We start from the raw sequence: 17155 nt of genomic DNA, 5'->3' as shown, positions 1-17155 counted from the left end.
CGTGATGTTGGCGGGCGAGCTTCTATAGCACGCTGTTACCAGCGACCGGTTCGAAGGGATCGCCACATCCACCATTGCCTGCGCCATTGGGTGGGCTGGATCGAGCGTTCGAAAAGATCGGCGCCGGCCTTTTCAGCCCGATCGAATACAGGCTGCGCCATGGCGACGGTCAGGAATGCCGCACGGTTTGCACGGGAAATTCCGGAAGCGACCGCACGCGCCTTGGAGAGATGGTCGCGACCAAGACCCGTGAAGGCACGAATGGCGCGACTGACGGCGTCGCGATCTTCCCCCGCAAGAAAACCATCCCGATCCAGCCCGGTTGCGGCCAAAATCTCGGCCGGCAGGTAGACCTGTCCTCGACGTCGATGCAGCGGTAGAAGGAGGAGCAGGCCGGCGATCGCCTGGGCGACGCCGGCATGACCGGCGGTTTCCGCCGAGGCAGACGCTGCCTGCGGATCCAGAACGAGCGAGGTGAACTGAATCAACGCAGACGCCGTTTCCCCCGCATAGCCTTCAAGCGAGGAGCGACTTTCCATCGGATCATCATAAAGATCGAAGACACGCGCATCGATCATGTCATGAAGCACGGCGACCGGTAGGGCATGTTCGCGGATCGCGCCGAGCAAGGCTGTCGCGAGCGGATGTCCCTCGCCGTGACTGTCATCGCGGCTGTCGAGCAGATCGCGCCACCACTGCAGCCGGATTTCACCGGGCAAGGGCTCCCGTACGGTATCGCGCACGCGGGCAATCTCGGCATGGAAGGCATAGAGCGCAGACAGCGGGCCGCGTTTGTCCTCCGGCGACAGGAGACAAGCCAGGTAACGATCCTTGTCGCTGTCGCGCAAGGCGGCGAGGCTGAAGGCATAGGAGCCCATCGGCTCGGCGTTGTTTGTCGGCGTTGTCATGTCACACGACGATGAAAGCGGCTGCAACGGCGCGGGATTCGGCCAGCATGATATTGTAGGTCCGCACCGCGGCTCCAGTGCTCATAGGATCGGAGGAGATGCCGTTTTCGCGGAACATCGCCTTGAGATCGGCCGGCAACGGGCGGATCTCGCGTCCGGTCCCCACCAGCATCACTTCGATGTCGGCGGCTTCTTCGAAAACACGCTGGAACGCATCCTGTGTCAGCGGATCGCCTTCGACGAGATCCCATCCGTAGATGCCTGATGGAAGCATGAGAAGTGACCCGCGATGCGACATGTCAGCGAACCGGAAACCGCCATTGCCATAGCTGTCGATCGGAGCCCGGCCCGGGTAATGTGCCTTGCGAATTTCAATTGGTCTGCGCATGGGCTCCTCATGCCCCTTTTGTGGTCGTCTGTCCAGAAGTCGGATGGTGATCCGCGTTGCCATCCGGCGTTCCGTGGCGCAGCTTGAACAGGATCAGCACCGGCCCCGCGACATAGATCGATGAGAAGGTCGCAACCGCGATGCCAAAGAGCATGACGAAGGCAAAGGACTGGATCGCCTCGCCGCCGAACAGTGACAGGGCAGCAAGCGCGAGAATGGTCGTCGCGCCGGTCAGCACCGTGCGCGACAGCGTTTGATTGATCGACGTGTCAATCAGGATCGGCAGCGGCATGCGCGGATAGCGCTTCAGGTTCTCGCGGATGCGGTCATAGACGACGACCGTGTCGTTGAGCGAGTAACCGACGATCATCAACAGCGCCGCGACGCTTCCGAGATTGAACTCCATTCCCGTTATCACAAACAGCCCTATTGTCAGCAAGACGTCATGCAAGGTGGCGATGATCGCACCGACCGAGAACTGCCACTCGAACCGTATCCAGATATAGATGATGATCGCGAGCAGCGAGAGCACGATGCCAAGGGTTGCAGCGCGGGTCAGCTCTCCGGAGATGGACGGTCCGACCACCTCGACGCGGCGGAAGTCGTAGCTGTCTTCCAGTTCACCGCGGATCAGAAGAACCGACGTCTGTTCGGCATTCTCACCTCCCTCGCGCGACTGAACCCGCACGACGACATCCTGTTGCGAACCGAAAGGTTCGGCGGTCACCACGCCGAGATTGAGCTGCGAAAGCCGCAGGCGAATGTCTTCAACATCGGCATTGCCCTCCTTGGCGCGCAGCTCGATGACCGCTCCGCCTGAAAAATCGATGCCAAGGTTGAGCCCCAGAGAGCCAAACGCCAACATCGAGAGCAGCGACAACAGGGCCGTCAGCGAGAAGACGAAATTGCGGATGGCCATGAAGCGTAGCGCGGCGCCATCGAAGATGCCCGTGCGGATGCCCGTGGGCAATTCCTTGGGATTGCGACTGCGCAGCCAGACCATCAGCATGACCCTCGTCAGGGTAAAGGCTGTGAATAGCGTCGTGACGATGCCGACGGCGAGCGTCACGGCAAAGCCGCGAACAGAGCCAGTGCCGAGGTAAAGCAGGATGATGGCGGCAATCAGCGTGGTGATGTTGGCGTCGACGATTGCCGAGAAAGCTCTGGCAAAGCCGTGCTGGACGGCATCGAACACCGAACGCCCGTGCCGTACCTCTTCGCGTATACGCTCATAAATCAGAACATTGCTGTCGACGGCCATGCCGATTGTCAAAACAATGCCTGCAACACCGGGCAAGGTCAGAGCCAGTCCGCTCGCCGTCAGCACAGCCACGATCATGACGACATTGAGGATCACGGCGACATTCGCCACAAGGCCGAAGAAGCCGTAGAAGCCGAACATGAACAGACCGACGAGCAACGCTCCGATCAGGCCGCCGCGCAGGATGGACTGGATCGACTCGCTCCCTCGCCCTGCGCCCGTCGAGCGCTCTTCAAGCACGGTCAGAGCGGCAGGGAGCGGCCCGCTACGCAACAGGACCGTCAGGTCCTCGGCCCCCTCGGGGCTCATATCTGCCGCCAAGGTGACACGACCGTCCGTAACCGCAGTTCTGATCAGCGGCGTCGCGACAACCAGACCATCCAACACGACAGCCATCGTGGTGCCGGTGGAGGTTTGGGTCGCCTTGGCAATGCGTGTCGCCCCTTCCGGGGTAAGCACCATGGTCACGACCGGCTCTCCGGTTGCCTCATCGGTAGAAGTTTCCGCACTGACAACATCCGATGACGAAAAGACGGGCTCGGTTCGCAGCAACCGGCCGATCGGCGGGTCGTCCGCGGAATAGACCACTTCAGACCCCTGTGGCGGAGTGCCGTTGACGGCGTCCTCAACCTGCATCGACATATCGATCTGCCGGTAGGAAAAATCACCGGCCTGAGTGAGTATGCTCTTGAGTTGTTCGGGATCGAACAGACCAGGGATCTGGACAATGACGCGATCGACGCCGCGACGGGTGATCATGGGCTGCTTGCCGCCCAGGCTTTCAAGACGGTGAGCGAGCACGGAAACAGCTGCGTCCGCATCCGCGGAGAGACGGCGCTCGATGCCATTGTCGGTTAATTCTATCCGGAGAGCACCATTATCGCCGGGAACGATTGCGAATTCCGGGACCTGCTTGTCGGCGTCCCCGACAACACGATCTGCCATTGGCTTCAGCGCTTCACGCACCGCGGCCATGCGGGAAGGATCGGAAATCGTGAGTTCGATGGTCTGTCCGGTACCGCTCAGACCTGAATAGGCAATGCCTGCGGAGCGCAGAAGGTTTGCTACCTCATTGACGGATGATCGCAGACTTGCGGCGATGACGTCGTCGCGTTCCATCTTGAGGCTGATACGCGAGCCACCCTCAAGATCGAGCCCGAGAACCAGCTGCTTTTTCGGCAGCCAGTCCGGTATTTTATCGAGAACCGTCTGCGGCAACACGTTGGGCAATGCGATGATCATGCTGAGGAGCACGACGAGCCAAACTGTGAAGGTCTTCCAGCGGGCGATATAGGGCATGAAGCTCTCGACTGTACGCGTTGAAGGAGGCCGTTTGTCCGACCTCCTTCGGAGAGCTTATTCCTTGACGGGTTCGCCCTTCACGCGGACTTCGGATATGCCACTGCGTACCACACGAATCTTCACGCCGTCAGCAATTTCGACTTCGACTTCGTTGTCATCGACAACCTTCGTTACCTTGCCGACAATGCCGCCTCCGGTGACAACCTGATCGTTGCGGCGGATGTTCTTCAAAAGTTCCTCGCGGCGTTTCATATTGGCGCGCTGCGGGCGGATGATCAGGAAGTACATTACGACGAAAATCAGCAGAAACGGCAGAATCGACATCAGAATATCCGCGCCGCCGGTGGCGGGCGAAGTTGCCGTTTGGGCGAAAGCCTCAGTAATGAACATTGATCACTCCTTGAATGCGTCATTGCGGGTAAGCCCCGCGTTTCGGGTCGCCGGAATATAGGAAAGCCTGTTGCGAATGCAACTCGCCCAGGCGTTCCGGCGGGGATAAACACGCCTCATACACCAAAAGCATTGCCGGAGAAGCCTCAAAGGGCCTGTAACCGGCCTTTTCGCGTCCTCTCCCCCATGCTACCCGACAAAGAAAGCAGCCAATATCGGGATCAGTGCCAATGCAGGACACAAAGATAGATCTTCTTCTCGCTGAAATGCGAAAGCTCAACACGGCGCTCGAGCGCCTCGCCGGTCCCGCACCTGCCATCAACGACTGGGACGCGGCGGAATGCTTCGTCTGGGCGCCTCAGAACCATCACCTTCAGCCCGTAGCAAAACCCAACCGTATCGACATGAGCCTGATCCGCGGCGTCGATCATGTTCGCGACATTCTTTTCGACAACACGCTGCGTTTCGCCAAAGGTTATCCGGCAAACAACGTGCTTCTCTGGGGGGCGCGTGGGATGGGGAAATCATCGCTGGTCAAGGCCGTGCACGCCTCCGTTGCCGCTGATGCCGGGGTGCGGGTAAAGCTCGTCGAAGTTCACAGGGAGGATATTGCGACCCTTCCCTCCCTGATGGAGATCCTCAAGACTGTACCAACACCGGTGCTGGTCTTTTGCGATGATCTCTCCTTCGACCACGACGATACGTCGTATAAGTCACTGAAGGCGGTTCTCGACGGCGGCATCGAAGGCAGGCCTAGCAATGTCCTGCTCTACGCAACCTCGAACCGGCGGCATCTCCTGCCACGCCACATGATGGAAAACGAGCAATCCACCGCTATCAATCCCTCGGAGGCGGTGGAGGAGAAGGTTTCGCTCTCGGACCGTTTCGGGCTCTGGCTCGGCTTCTATAAATGCAGCCAGGACGACTACCTCGCCATGATCGACGGGTATGCCGCGCATTTCGGCATCGAAATAGAACCCTCTCAACTGCATGCGCAAGCACTGGAATGGAGCACGACGCGAGGATCTCGCTCGGGCCGCGTGGCCTTCCAGTTCATTCAGGATCTGGCCGGACGCCATGAGAAAAAGATCGGGCTAAGCTGATGTCATAACCAGCTCAAAACGCGAAAAGCCGCACCCTTTATCGGACGCGGCTTTTTTGATTCTCGGGTGTTCCCTATTCGAGGAAAGTCGCCGGGTTGACCGCCGTCGCGTTTTTGCGCACTTCGAAGTGCACCTGCGGCTGGCTGGCCGTGCCGCTCATGCCGGAAGACGCGATCGTCTGGCCGCGCTGGATTTTCTGGCCACGCTGCACCTTCAATTCGGAGGCGTTGCCGTAGACGGTCACGGTGCCGTCGTCGTGGCGAACCAGAACGGCGTTACCGAGTTCCTTCAGGCTGCTGCCGGAGTAGATGACAACACCGTTTTCAGCGGCCTTGATCGGCGTGCCCTCCGGTACCGAAATGTTGATACCGTCGTTGCGGTTGCCATCGACATTGGCGCCGTATCCGGCGACGACTGCGCCACGCACCGGCCAGCGATATTTGCTGATGCCCGTTGCCTTTGGCGATTCTTCAGTAACGTCACTCTTCGAGGCGGCCTCGTTGACCGATTCCTTCGCTACCGGCGGGGCATAAGCCACCGGCTTTGCTTCCTCGACCTTGGCGACCTTGACTTGCTCGGCGTTCTTCGGAACCGAGGCGGTGGTCACTGCATCGGTGGTCGGCAACTTCAGGGTCTGCCCGACGCGGATGGCGCCGCTTGTCAGATTGTTCGCCTTGCGCAGCGCCTCGACTGAGACGCCACTGGTCTTTGCAATGCGGTTCAGCGAGTCACCAGCCTGTACGGTGTAAGTAGCGCCCTGACCGGCACCGTCGCCGGACGTTGGCTGCTTGCCGGCTGTAGCGTCGGCGCGGGTAACACCCTTTTCCCGCGACTGGGACTGGCCGGGAAGAATGGCCACTTCGCGGTTGCCCGGTAGGACGGGTGCGTTCTTCTGCTTGTCCACGTCGAGACTTGCGGCGGCGTCCGAAGCGGATGCCTTGGCAGCGCTGGTGGCAACACCGAAGGTCGGGATGAGAATACGCTGGCCAGGCTCGACATCAGACGCCGACTTCAGGCCGTTGGCCTTGAGGATCTCCTTCTCCGGCACACCGAAGCGATTTGCGAGCGTCGAAATGGTATCGCCCTGGCGCAGCAGCACAGCCGGCGCATTGGCCGTAGACCAGCCGCCCTTCTTGCCTGCGGTTTCCGTTGGCTGGGCGAGATTTTTCTCCTGCACTTTTCCGGCAGCGGCCGGGAAAGGTTGTGCAAGAGGCTTTTCTTGCGCAGAAGCAGATGGATCGGCAAGCGAGACGCGCTGAACGTTCATCGGGGTCGATGCCGCGCGAGCGCCTGACATTGGGGTGGATGCCGTGTTGACCGGATCGGGGAACGGCTGATCGAGCGCCTGTTGGCGGGAGTTGCTGGCCATGACCGGCGCAGCCGCCATGCCGCCCCCCTGCACGTCGCCGCGCGGGATCGGAACATTGCTCGAAGCGATGGAGCTTGTCGTGAGATCATCGGACCTGGAGAACAACCCGCCAAATCGGGAGGCGTCGGAGCTGCACCCAGTTGCCACTCCCGCCAGAAGAATGGCGGCGCAGAGACGAACGACGGACTTACCTGCACTCGACGAAACTCTAATACGCATGACGCTTACCTACTTGGAACGCAACTCGGTGTAGGATCAAGTAAAACGCATTAGAGTTACCGCACCGTTAAAACGGCCGATTTTTTGATGGTTTGATAACCATGATCAACCGGATCGCGCCGGGAGCGAGGGAATCCGGTCAGAAGCTTTCCTGGTAAAGCCGCTCGATCTCGGATAGTTCGGCGCGGCTCTCGCTGACATCCTCATAGCTTATTCCGCCGGTGTCCCAGCCGAACATGTCGCCCGTCACCATACCGCCGGCAACGGTTTCAGGTGCCGCCGCGACATCCTTGGGCTCATCGAGCAGAACGCTGACAAGTGTCTGAAACCCGGTTTCCGGCTCAAGTCCCTCCGCGTCGTTATAATCCAGCGAGCGGAGGCCTGCGACCGCAGCCTCGCGCGTCCCGAAGTAACGCAGGCTATCCTGGTCTTCGGGGCGAAGGGCGTCGTAATAGTTGATGAAGGCCCGGTAGTAGGCCTGATAGTCCCCGCTCTCGGAATATTTTCCAAAAGCCTGGTATTCACGAGCTGCAAGCTGCGGCGAAAGCTTGTTGCTCCACTCATCCCGCGTCAGCGCCGGATATTTTTCCGTCGAGCGCCTCGTACGGCTCAGAAAAAGAAGCGCTTCCGCGGAGAGGGAAACGCGCGAAGAAGGGTCATAACCACCCGGCAGGATGGATGGGACTGCAGCATCCTCGGCCTGGTTCGAAATGCCGGCATTGTCGGCGCGGCTCGCGCGGCTTCCGAGGCCATCGCCACTGGCCGTCGAGCCCAATCTGTTTGCAATCTGCATCGGTCATCTCCTGCGCTTCGCGCCTGAAGGGAGCTGACAAACAGAATTAAACGCCAGACGTCAGCTCGCGGCACCTTTTCAGTGCCTGATTTGGGCTACGCCTCGAAGCTTGCGCGAAGCTGGTGTTTGTTAGTTCAAAATTAACGATTTGATTCACAAGCGGAAATTGAACGATCCGCAGCAACAACCGCCATTCTGCGACCTGCAAAGCGGTGCCGAACTGCGGAATCAGGCGGCGATGACGATGATTTCTGGTGAGCCCGCTTCAAAGGGTGAACAATCCCAGCTGCCCAGCCATTGTCTGCTGGCAAAGCCGCAATCTTTGAGCAGAGCTTCGATTTCGGCTTGAGTGCGAAAGGCCAGCTCGCTCCGGGAGACAAGCGGATTGGGCCTGTCGGAGATCGAGGTGAAGCTCGAAAATGACACACTGGTCGGGGTCACGTTTTCGATCTCGTGCCACGTCTCGACGCGGCCGAGAACGGGATGATCGACCGCTCGACGGGAATATTCCGGGGTCCAGCGCTCCCATGCTCTTGCCAGGGGGTTGCGGCTGTCGAAAACCAGCCGTCCACCGGGTTTGAGATGGCGGCGAATGCTGCTCAGTACCTTCGATACATCGGCATGGCTCAGGAACACCTGAAACACGTGGCCAGTCATAACAACGAGATCGAACGAACGACCGAGTTCAAAATCCCGCGCATCGGCTTCGATCCAGGCTACCTCGCGGCCGCCCTGTCGTTTCCTGGCAATCTCGAGCATGGCTGGAGCGGGATCGAGACCGACCACAGAATGTTCTCCCGCGGCAAAGGCGGCGGTAAGAAGGCCAGTACCGCAACCAACGTCGAGGATGGTCGAATTGGGATTCGGAAGGGACAGATAGAAATCGGTATCCACGCCCGCAGGGTTGAGGACGTCATAGAGCGACGTCAGAACGTGATCAGCATAGATCGCGTCCAGCTTCGGCGTCACAGGAAAGAAGCGACCTGAGGCACGATGGGAAGGTAAGGAGCCGTGAACAGATCTTCTCGGTCGAACCGACTGCCGGTACGGGACAACCGTACGACGCGACATTGGGAAGGCCCCATCATGATGGGCACAATCATCACGCCGCCAGACACCAGATGATCGGAAAAAACACGCGGCAGACTATCAAAGGCCGCGGTGATCAGGATGCGATCGAATGTGCCCTCACCGGCAAGACCGACGCTGCCGTCGGCCTGTCGTACGATGACATTGCGAACGCCGCCCTTTTCCAGATTGCGCTGCGCGTTCGTCACCAGGGTGCGATAACGCTCGATCGTCAATACCCGTTCGGCAATGCGTCCCATCACACCGGCCGTGAAGCCGCTCCCGGTGCCTACTTCCAGCACACGCTGGCCGGGTTTCAGATTGAGGCTGTTCAGAAGCCGGACAGCAAAATCGAAACCCTCGATAAAGGCGCCGCATTCGAGCGGCAGAAGGCGCGAGGTATAGGCTTCGCCCGAATATTGCGGCGGCACGAACAATCCACGCGGCGTCTGCTCGACGGCGTTCAAAAGTTCCTTGCTCGATATGCCTTCAGCACGGAGCCGCAGCATCAACGCTGCAAAACCTTCCTGCTCAACGAGGCGCGCGTTCAAGTCTCGCTCTCCTCCAGCAATAGACGAGCGATACGATCCTGAACGGCGTAGTCCGTCAGATCGATCTTCAGCGGCGTCACGGAAATGTTCTTCTCCCGGATGGCGTGGATATCCGTGCCGAGACGGAAGTCGCCAAAGCGTTCGCCGAATCGAAGCCAGAAGTATGGATTTCCGCGACCATCAGCCCGCTCGTCAATGGAGAGACCGAAATCAAGCTTGCCCTGTGACGTTACGGTGGTGCCTGCAACGTCGTCAGCCGCGCAGTTCGGGAAGTTCAGATTGAGGAACGTACCGTCCGGCAGGTCGAGCAGCATCAGCTTCTTCAGAAGTGCTGGCGCATGCGTTTCGACGACAGACCACGGCACATTGCCGCCCGGCGCATAGCTATAGGCCTGGCTAAGCGCGAAGGCGCGGGCACCCTGTAGCCGTCCTTCCATCGCTCCGGCAATCGTGCCGGAATAGGTGACGTCATCAGCCAGATTGGCACCGACATTGACACCGGAAAGCACGACGTCCGGTGCAAAATCCAGCACCTTGCGCATCGCCATGATGACGCAATCCGTTGGAGTGCCGCGCAACGCGAACCGCTTCTCGCCGAGTTGGCGAAGCCGCAACGGCTCGGAAAGCGTCAACGAATGCGCAAGGCCGCTCTGGTCCGTTTCCGGTGCCACGATCCAGACATCGTCGGACAGAGTGCGCGCGATCCGTTCCAGGACCGCAAGCCCTTCCGCCTGGATGCCGTCGTCGTTCGTCAGCAGAATACGCATTTACGCCGCCTCCCGAGGCCTATCAGTTGGCCTTCTCGATGCGGGTGAGACCACCCATATAGGGTAGCAATACGTCCGGTACGGTTACTGAACCGTCTTCATTGAGATAATTTTCGATCACGGCGATCAGCGCGCGACCAACGGCCGTGCCCGAACCATTCAAGGTGTGGACGAAACGGGTCGCCTTGTCTTCCTTGCCGCGATAGCGGGCGTTCATACGTCGTCCCTGGAAATCGCCACAGACAGAGCAGGACGAAATCTCGCGATAGGTATCCTGTCCCGGCAGCCACACCTCAAGATCATAGGTCTTGCGCGCGCCAAAGCCCATGTCGCCGGTGCACAGCGTCATGACGCGATAATGCAGGCCGAGGCGCTTCAGCACCTCTTCGGCGCAGGCGGTCATGCGCTCATGTTCGTCGATCGAGCTTTCGGCATCTGTGATCGACACCAGTTCGACCTTGTTGAATTGATGCTGGCGCAGCATGCCGCGGGTATCGCGGCCGGCCGACCCGGCTTCCGAACGGAAGCAGGGGGTGAGCGCCGTGAAGCGGAGCGGAAGCACCTCGGCGTCAAGAATTTGCTCGCGTACCAAATTGGTCAGTGGAACTTCGGCGGTCGGTATCAGCCAGCGGTCATCGGTCGTGCGGAACAGATCCTCAGCAAATTTCGGCAGCTGTCCGGTGCCGTACATGGCATCGTCGCGCACCAGCAGCGGCGGTTGCACTTCGAGATAACCGTGCTCCGACGTATGCAGGTCGAGCATGAACTGGCCAAGCGCCCGCTCGAGGCGCGCAAGCTGCCCCTTGACGATGGTGAAGCGCGAGCCGGCGATGCGGGCAGCACCTTCGAAATCGAGCCAGCCAAGCGCTTCGCCGATTTCGAAATGTTCAAGCGGCTTATGGTTCCAGCCCGGCTTCGTGCCAGCCATGTGCTTGACGACATTGCCGCTTTCGTCGCTGCCGACCGGCACGTCGTCGAGCGGGATATTCGGGATACGCGACAGCGCGTCGATGAGTTCCGCGTCTGTGCGGCGGCTGTCGTCCTCGAGCGCCGGCATCGTTGTCTTGAGTTCGGCGACCTCGGCCTTCAGCTTCTCAGCAAGTGCACTATCCTTGGTGGCTATGGCCGCGCCGATTTCCTTGGAGGCGGCATTGCGCCGTGCCTGCATGTCCTGGAGAGACTGAACCAGCGAGCGGCGCTTTTCGTCGAGATCAATCAGCGCAGCCGAAAGAGGCGCGGCTCCGCGCTTGGCAAGCGCCGCGTCCAGGGCTTCTGCATTGTCCCTAATCCATTTGATATCGAGCATGGTCGTTCCAGTATCCGGTCTTGTTCAAGATGACGGTCCCGGAGACGGCGCTGACAGGAAACCCTGTCAGCTTGGCGTATCTTCAGCCTCGGCGACCGCGGTGGCCTGCGCATCGCGAGCCTTTTGACGCTCGACGAGTCGGGCCGTGTAGATGGAAATCTCGTAAAGAAGGATGGCCGGCAGAGCAAGACCGATCTGGGAGACCGGATCAGGCGGCGTCAGGATGGCCGCAGCAATGAAAGCGATGACGATCGCATATTTCCGCTTCGCCTTGAGGCCATCCGCGGTCACGAAACCGACGCGTGCGAGCAGCGTCGTGATGACCGGCAACTGAAACACCAGACCGAAGGCGAAGATCAACGACATGATCAGGCTCAGATATTCCGAGACCTTCGGCAGCAGCTGGATGGATACCTGTCCCTCGCCGCCGCCCTGCTCCATCGCCAGGAAGAACCACATGACCATCGGTGTAAAGAAGAAGTAGACCAGCGCGGCTCCCATGAGGAAGAGAACCGGCGATGCGATGAGGAATGGCAGGAAAGCGGCCCGCTCGTTCTTGTAAAGGCCGGGTGCCACGAACTTGTAGATCTGCGAGGCGATCACCGGAAATGCGATGACCAGTGCTCCGAACATCGCGACCTTGATCTGAGTGAAGAAGAATTCCTGCGGAGCCGTGTAAATCAACTCCACCGTCCTGTGATTAAGCCCCGCCCATTCCACGGCCCAGCGGAACGGCTGCACAAGGACGTTGAAAAGTTGCTTGGCGAAATAGAAGCAGACGAGGAAGGCGACGAAAAACGCCCCTACCGCCCATATCAGGCGCGAGCGCAGCTCGATCAGGTGCTCAATCAGCGGCTGTGGCTTGTCTTCGATTTCGCCGCTCATGCTTCACCTGTCTTTGTGTTCTTGGATGCGGCTTTTTTTGCCCGTGGCTTCGGAACGCTCTCTGCCATATCGGCAGCTTTGGCCGACGCCTTCTTTTCCGAAGCCTTCTTTGGAGCCACAACCGGCGCAACCGGCACCACAGCAACCTTCGGCTTTTTAACTCTCTTCGGCTTTGCCAGCTCCGAGACTACTACCGCACCGGTGGAAGCCGGCGACGCGACGGCCTCCGCTTGCGGCAGCGATACATTTGGCAGCGGCTCGACCGACGTTGGCCCGGTTTCCGCAGGCGCGGCCTGCGGCTTGTCGACAGTCGTTGCCTTCTGCAGATCCGCCTTGATCTCGTTACCCATCTGACGCAGCGGGTTCATGGCTTCGCGCAGACTGTGGGCGGGATTGAGCTTCTGTGCGTCGGCGAGCGTCTTCCTTACGTCGTCGAGGTCGGCCTCTTTCAAGGCCTCATCGAACTGCTGGCGAAAGTCGGTGGCCATACCACGCATCTTCGTCATCATCTTCCCGAAGGTGCGAAGCATCGGCGGCAGATCTTTCGGTCCGACGACAATGATCAGCACGACGGCAATGACAACTAGCTCGGTCCAGCCGACATCAAGCATTCTGAGACTCCAAAAACGTCAGGAAACACACGACCCGCAAAATCAAGGCCCGCCCTTGGTCGGGCAGGCCTTTCAGAAAGTGATCAGCGGACTTCGTCGGATTTGTGTTCGACGGTCTTGGCATCGACGCCCTTCTCGGCGGGCGCGTCGTCGTCAGTCATGCCCTTCTTGAAGCTCTTGATGCCCTTGGCAACATCACCCATCAGTTCCGGGATCTTGCCACGGCCGAACAACAGAAGCACCACGACCAGAACGATCAGCCAGTGCCAGATACTAAAGGAACCCATATCCTTACTCCCTTGAAACCCGTTACCCCGATGTAAGATGTTCAACCATCTTTTTCAAACAGCATTATATCCCGCTCGTTAACGGAAAGCCTCACCTCACGCAATCCTTGTGGCAGCAGATCGGCGCGGATGCGCGCCCGCACGAGCTCATCGCTGCCGGGCACCGCGAGCGTCAACAGCTCCACGACGCCCAGAAAATGACGAGAAACGATCCTTGCGGGGATAGAACCTGTGTTTTCCGATACGGAAACGGCCGAAAGTCGCACTGCAGCCGCGATAATCTGGCCTTCGGAGAAATTTTCCGCGGAAACAACGCCAAGCGGCGTTACCACCGTTCCACCTTTTACACGGGTGGAAAACCTGTTGATTTCCGAAAAGAAGCCTGCGGCAAAAAGCGTCATCGGAGAACGATAAAGGTCCTGCGCGGTTCCCACCTGCTGAAGCCGCCCGTCCTTGAGCAAGGCAATACGATCGCCCATCCGCATGGCTTCCTCGGCATCATGCGTCACCACGATTGCTGTGGCGCGGGTTTCCCGCAGAATCGCCAGGGTGTCCGCTCGGATCGTATCCTTCAAGCGGGAATCGAGACCGGAGAAGGGCTCGTCCATCAAAAGCACGGCAGGCCGCGGCGCAAGCGCCCGGGCAAGCGCAACACGCTGCTGCTCGCCGCCGGAAAGCACATGCGGATAGTGATCGGCATAATGGGACAGCCCCACCCTCTCCAGGGCGATCCCGGCCTCGGCTAGCCCCTCGGCCTTCGGAAGCGAGGTCAGACCAAACCGGACGTTTTCGCGGATGGTGAGATGCGGAAACAGCGCAAAATCCTGAAACATCAGGCCAACACCGCGCTTTTCCGGCGGCACGAAAACAGCCGGCCCCGAAATTTCACGATCGTTCAGAAGAACCCGGCCCGAACTTTGCGCCTCGATACCGGCCGCGATCCTGAGAAGCGTGGTCTTTCCCGATCCGGACGGACCAAGCAGACACAGGACTTCGCCAGCCTCGGCCGTCAGCGATATACCGCGAATCGTTTCCTTGGACTGATAACTGTGGTGGATATCCTCGAAGACCAGCCGTGCCGCGAAGGTCACGCCGGCTGTGCGGCGCGTAGAAGCCGGAGGGGCTTCAGAGATAGAATGCATGCCAGAGGCCAACTCGAATGTCTCCACCGCCGGTCCCACAAGACGTGCGGGTTACGACAACACCATGAATTGGCGCCAAGGTTAAGCCGACACCAGAACTCAGGTTTCTATTCGGCCTCTTCTCCCCGTGGAGTCAAGAGCCCAAGTTCTTCCAGATCGAGTTGAGTAATGGGATCTTCATCCTCGCCGACATCGTCATCACCGAGCGGCATCGGAATCTGAAAATTGGCAGGAATGCGCCCGGAGAGGAGCCCTGCCCCTTTCAATTCTTCAAGACCCGGCAAATCACGAAGCTCCTCGAGGCCGAAATGATCGAGAAAATCCCGTGTCGTGCCGAATGTCACAGGGCGGCCCGGCGTCCGGCGCCTGCCGCGGAAGCGCACCCAGCCGGCCTCCATCAGAACATCAAGCGTGCCCTTCGACGTCTGCACGCCCCTGATATCTTCGATCTCCGCACGGGTAACCGGTTGGTGATAGGCGATAATCGCAAGCACTTCCAAGGCAGCGCGCGACAGTTTGCGCGCTTCGTTTTCGTCCGTCTGGACAACGAACGAAAGATCGGCCGCCGTACGGAAGGCCCAGTGATCGGCGACCTGAAGCAGATTGACACCGCGCGGTGCGTAGGATGCCTTCAGCGTGAGCATGATCTTTGCAACGTCCGCACCCTTGGGTAGCCGGCTGGCAATATAGCTTTCCGAGACAGGCTGCGCAGACGCGAAGACGAGCGCTTCGGCAATTCGTTCCGCTTCGAGTTCAAGGCGCCTATCGATCGCCTGATTTATGCTCTCGTCTTCCACGTCCGCCAACACGCTCGGAAACAAATCTTGCGGATCGTTCAAGACCGACCTCCCTCGGAAGAATTGGGCTCCCTATTTCCCTTACGTAGATAGATAGGAGCGAAGGCGCCGTCCTGGCGCACTTCCAGCTGCCCCTCCCGCACCATTTCGAGCGACGCTGCAAAAGAGCTCGCGATCGCTGTAGCCCGACCCTTGGGATCATCCATGTAACGCAGCAGAAAATGATCGAGCGCCGTCCAGTCGGAAAGATCGCCCAAGAGGCGCGCCAGGATTTCGCGCGCATCGGCCAATGACCAGACCTGCCGCTTCTCGATCGTGACCTGCGTCACCGCCTGGCGCTGGCGAAGCGATGCATAGGCACCGAGCAGATCATAAAGGGAAGCTTCGAATGCCGACTTGCGCTCGACCGGAATATGTTCCGGCGCGCCACGTGCGAAAATATCCCGCCCAAGACGATTGCGGTTCACGAGCCGCGTTGCCGCGTCCCGCATAGCTTCAAGCCTCTTGAGGCGGAACGCCAGAGCGGAGGCCATTTCCTCGCCCGAGGGACCTTCATCCTTGGCCTGCTGGGGAATAAGCAGTCGCGATTTCAGATAGGCAAGCCAGGCCGCCATCACCAGATAATCCGCCGCCAATTCAATACGGATACTGCGCGCCTGTTCGATAAAGGTGATGTACTGCTCCGCCAGGGCAAGCACGGAAATACGGGACAGATCCACCCGCTGATTGCGAGCAAGATGCAGCAACAGATCGAGAGGACCTTCGAAGCCGGCGATGTCGACAACCAGCGCTTCCTCGTGGAGGCCGCGGCGCGTTGCCTCGTCCTGCCATAATGGCTCCATCGGAGCCTTGGCCGGCGATCTTCTGTCGGTCTCGCCGGTATTGCTCAAGGCGACGTCTCCCAGTCTGCTACGAAACGGCGAAGAGGCGCGCAAACTCCTCACGCAGGGCTTGTTCGTCGGAACCGTCCGGCGTACGGAAGCCAGCCTCGGCTGCCCTTGTGCGCCGTAGGGCATCCCCCTTCAGCACCGGAGCAACCTTCGCCACCGCAAGCATTTCATCCATGATGCCGTGGCAATGCAAGACCAGATCGAGGCCAGCGGCAAATATGCCCCGTGCGCGCGTTTCGATATCGCCTGCAAGCGCATTCATCGACACATCATCTGACATCAACAGGCCATCAAAACCGATCTCGCCGCGAATAATCTCTTCAACCACTCTCGGCGACGTCGTAGCGGGATTTTCGGCATCGATCGCCGTAAAGACGATGTGAGCCGACATCGCCATCAACTCGTCTTTCATTGCCACGAAAGGAATGAAGTCACTGGCGCGCAACATTTCCAGCGGGACATCCACAACGGGCAGTTTGTGATGCGAATCGACGAAGGCGCGGCCATGACCCGGCATGTGTTTCATGACCGGCAACATACCGCCGGCTTTGAGGCCATCAGCCGCCGCCTGACCGATCGCGGCAACCGCATGGGGATCGAAGCCATAGGCCCGGTTACCAATCACGTCGCTGCTGCCTTCGATCGGCACGTCCAGCACCGGCAAACAATCGACGGTGACACCGAAGCGCGTGAGATCGAAAGCATGCAGCCTCGACATCAGCCAGGCGGCGCGCAAGCCTTGCTCGCGATCGCGTCGGTAAATCTCGCCGATCGCCGCGCCATTCGGATATTGCGGCACGACGGGTGGACGGATGCGCTGCACGCGCCCACCTTCCTGGTCGATCAGGACGGGCGCGTCCGGGTTTCCGATGCTATCGCGCAATTCGGCGGCCAGATCTGCAATCTGCTTGGATTCACCGATATTGCGGCCAAAAAGGATGAAGCCCCAAGGGCGTTCGTCCGCAAAGAAAGCCTTTTCGTCGGCGGTGAGGGTCAGGCCTTTGCAGCCTGAAATAAATGCTTTTGATTCGCTCATGGCGTGATGATAGCTCTAGGCGCAGTCGAGGCGAATGGGGGAACCACCCTGGCGACAACAAAAAACGCGACCTTTCGAGCCG

The 17155-nt window shown here is 59.6% G+C and carries 18 protein-coding genes; 1 reads left to right on the top strand and 17 read right to left on the bottom strand.

Annotation, left to right across the window (positions count from 1 at the left end; all coding sequences use genetic code 11):
- Window positions 1-35: 35 nt before the first annotated feature.
- The 4 genes from QO002_RS11595 to yajC are packed head-to-tail and all read right to left on the bottom strand — an operon-like array spanning window position 36 to window position 4249.
- The gene (locus QO002_RS11595) at window positions 36-908 is read right to left on the bottom strand and encodes a phytoene/squalene synthase family protein (RefSeq protein WP_307229763.1); all 873 of its coding nucleotides are present in this window, start codon (window positions 906-908) and stop codon (window positions 36-38) included.
- A gap of 1 nt (window position 909) precedes the next feature.
- Window positions 910-1296, bottom strand: a complete 387-nt coding sequence (locus tag QO002_RS11590) for an Mth938-like domain-containing protein (protein ID WP_307229761.1) — start codon at window positions 1294-1296, stop codon at window positions 910-912.
- A gap of 7 nt (window positions 1297-1303) precedes the next feature.
- A complete protein-coding gene (gene secD / locus QO002_RS11585) occupies window positions 1304-3856 on the bottom strand; it encodes a protein translocase subunit SecD (RefSeq protein WP_307229760.1) in 2553 nt (850 codons plus the stop codon).
- Between the two features lie 57 nt (window positions 3857-3913).
- Window positions 3914-4249, bottom strand: coding sequence for a preprotein translocase subunit YajC (gene yajC / locus QO002_RS11580; protein WP_307229758.1), 336 nt, complete (start codon window positions 4247-4249; stop codon window positions 3914-3916).
- A 230-nt stretch (window positions 4250-4479) separates the two neighbouring features.
- Here yajC and QO002_RS11575 point away from each other — a divergent pair, with 230 nt between their 5' ends.
- A complete protein-coding gene (locus QO002_RS11575) occupies window positions 4480-5352 on the top strand; it encodes an ATP-binding protein (protein ID WP_307229756.1) in 873 nt (290 codons plus the stop codon).
- Window positions 5353-5425: 73 nt separating this feature from the next.
- On the opposite strand, the gene QO002_RS11570 is transcribed toward QO002_RS11575, so the two are convergent.
- The 13 genes from QO002_RS11570 to nagZ all read right to left on the bottom strand — a co-directional run bounded on the left by QO002_RS11570 (window position 5426) and on the right by nagZ (window position 17073).
- Window positions 5426-6940: a peptidoglycan DD-metalloendopeptidase family protein gene (locus QO002_RS11570; protein ID WP_307229755.1), complete on the bottom strand. Its 1515-nt coding sequence runs from the start codon at window positions 6938-6940 to the stop codon at window positions 5426-5428.
- 139 nt (window positions 6941-7079) lie between these two features.
- Window positions 7080-7733, bottom strand: a complete 654-nt coding sequence (locus QO002_RS11565; RefSeq protein ID WP_307229753.1) for a biotin biosynthesis protein BioC — start codon at window positions 7731-7733, stop codon at window positions 7080-7082.
- A gap of 228 nt (window positions 7734-7961) precedes the next feature.
- On the bottom strand, window positions 7962-8702 hold the full coding sequence (locus QO002_RS11560; RefSeq protein WP_307229751.1) for a class I SAM-dependent methyltransferase: 741 nt from the start codon (window positions 8700-8702) through the stop codon (window positions 7962-7964).
- Window positions 8699-9352: a protein-L-isoaspartate(D-aspartate) O-methyltransferase gene (locus tag QO002_RS11555; protein WP_307229749.1), complete on the bottom strand. Its 654-nt coding sequence runs from the start codon at window positions 9350-9352 to the stop codon at window positions 8699-8701. Before QO002_RS11555 ends, QO002_RS11560 begins: the two co-directional genes overlap by 4 nt.
- Window positions 9349-10119 (bottom strand): 5'/3'-nucleotidase SurE, encoded by a 771-nt coding sequence (surE, locus tag QO002_RS11550; RefSeq protein ID WP_307229747.1) that lies wholly within the window; start codon window positions 10117-10119, stop codon window positions 9349-9351. The genes QO002_RS11555 and surE overlap by 4 nt, the downstream gene beginning before the upstream one ends.
- Window positions 10120-10141: 22 nt before the next feature.
- Window positions 10142-11425, bottom strand: coding sequence for a serine--tRNA ligase (serS, locus tag QO002_RS11545; protein WP_307229745.1), 1284 nt, complete (start codon window positions 11423-11425; stop codon window positions 10142-10144).
- Between the two features lie 66 nt (window positions 11426-11491).
- Window positions 11492-12310 carry a twin-arginine translocase subunit TatC gene (gene tatC, locus QO002_RS11540; RefSeq protein ID WP_307229743.1) on the bottom strand — a complete coding sequence of 273 codons (819 nt, stop codon included), beginning with the start codon at window positions 12308-12310 and terminating at the stop codon, window positions 11492-11494.
- Window positions 12307-12921, bottom strand: coding sequence for a Sec-independent protein translocase protein TatB (gene tatB / locus QO002_RS11535; protein ID WP_307229741.1), 615 nt, complete (start codon window positions 12919-12921; stop codon window positions 12307-12309). The genes tatC and tatB overlap by 4 nt, the downstream gene beginning before the upstream one ends.
- 83 nt (window positions 12922-13004) lie before the next feature.
- Entirely contained in the window at window positions 13005-13208 is a 204-nt protein-coding gene (locus QO002_RS11530; protein ID WP_307229739.1) for a twin-arginine translocase TatA/TatE family subunit, read from the bottom strand.
- A gap of 41 nt (window positions 13209-13249) precedes the next feature.
- Window positions 13250-14350 carry an ABC transporter ATP-binding protein gene (locus QO002_RS11525; RefSeq protein ID WP_307229737.1) on the bottom strand — a complete coding sequence of 367 codons (1101 nt, stop codon included), beginning with the start codon at window positions 14348-14350 and terminating at the stop codon, window positions 13250-13252.
- 107 nt (window positions 14351-14457) lie between these two features.
- On the bottom strand, window positions 14458-15156 hold the full coding sequence (scpB, locus tag QO002_RS11520) for an SMC-Scp complex subunit ScpB (protein ID WP_307233327.1): 699 nt from the start codon (window positions 15154-15156) through the stop codon (window positions 14458-14460).
- A 29-nt stretch (window positions 15157-15185) separates the two neighbouring features.
- Entirely contained in the window at window positions 15186-15989 is an 804-nt protein-coding gene (locus tag QO002_RS11515) for a segregation and condensation protein A (RefSeq protein ID WP_307233325.1), read from the bottom strand.
- 67 nt (window positions 15990-16056) lie between these two features.
- Complete coding sequence (gene nagZ / locus QO002_RS11510; protein WP_307229735.1) at window positions 16057-17073, bottom strand: beta-N-acetylhexosaminidase; 1017 nt, start codon at window positions 17071-17073, stop codon at window positions 16057-16059.
- Between the last annotated feature and the right edge of the window lie 82 nt (window positions 17074-17155).

Source organism: Pararhizobium capsulatum DSM 1112 (assembly GCF_030814475.1).
GTDB lineage: Bacteria > Pseudomonadota > Alphaproteobacteria > Rhizobiales > Rhizobiaceae > Pararhizobium > Pararhizobium capsulatum.
This window is presented reverse-complemented; position numbering and strand designations above follow the sequence as displayed.

What these genes read in the sequence shown, in the direction of transcription:
- QO002_RS11595 (WP_307229763.1), bottom strand. Translation starts at nt 908, where the DNA reads ATGACAACGCCGACAAACAACGCCGAGCCGATGGGCTCCTATGCCTTC.
- QO002_RS11590 (WP_307229761.1), bottom strand. Translation starts at nt 1,296, where the DNA reads ATGCGCAGACCAATTGAAATTCGCAAGGCACATTACCCGGGCCGGGCT.
- secD (WP_307229760.1), bottom strand. Translation starts at nt 3,856, where the DNA reads ATGCCCTATATCGCCCGCTGGAAGACCTTCACAGTTTGGCTCGTCGTG.
- yajC (WP_307229758.1), bottom strand. Translation starts at nt 4,249, where the DNA reads ATGTTCATTACTGAGGCTTTCGCCCAAACGGCAACTTCGCCCGCCACC.
- QO002_RS11575 (WP_307229756.1), top strand. Translation starts at nt 4,480, where the DNA reads ATGCAGGACACAAAGATAGATCTTCTTCTCGCTGAAATGCGAAAGCTC.
- QO002_RS11570 (WP_307229755.1), bottom strand. Translation starts at nt 6,940, where the DNA reads ATGCGTATTAGAGTTTCGTCGAGTGCAGGTAAGTCCGTCGTTCGTCTC.
- QO002_RS11565 (WP_307229753.1), bottom strand. Translation starts at nt 7,733, where the DNA reads ATGCAGATTGCAAACAGATTGGGCTCGACGGCCAGTGGCGATGGCCTC.
- surE (WP_307229747.1), bottom strand. Translation starts at nt 10,119, where the DNA reads ATGCGTATTCTGCTGACGAACGACGACGGCATCCAGGCGGAAGGGCTT.
- serS (WP_307229745.1), bottom strand. Translation starts at nt 11,425, where the DNA reads ATGCTCGATATCAAATGGATTAGGGACAATGCAGAAGCCCTGGACGCG.
- tatC (WP_307229743.1), bottom strand. Translation starts at nt 12,310, where the DNA reads ATGAGCGGCGAAATCGAAGACAAGCCACAGCCGCTGATTGAGCACCTG.
- tatB (WP_307229741.1), bottom strand. Translation starts at nt 12,921, where the DNA reads ATGCTTGATGTCGGCTGGACCGAGCTAGTTGTCATTGCCGTCGTGCTG.
- QO002_RS11530 (WP_307229739.1), bottom strand. Translation starts at nt 13,208, where the DNA reads ATGGGTTCCTTTAGTATCTGGCACTGGCTGATCGTTCTGGTCGTGGTG.
- QO002_RS11525 (WP_307229737.1), bottom strand. Translation starts at nt 14,350, where the DNA reads ATGCATTCTATCTCTGAAGCCCCTCCGGCTTCTACGCGCCGCACAGCC.
- QO002_RS11515 (WP_307233325.1), bottom strand. Translation starts at nt 15,989, where the DNA reads ATGGAGCCATTATGGCAGGACGAGGCAACGCGCCGCGGCCTCCACGAG.
- nagZ (WP_307229735.1), bottom strand. Translation starts at nt 17,073, where the DNA reads ATGAGCGAATCAAAAGCATTTATTTCAGGCTGCAAAGGCCTGACCCTC.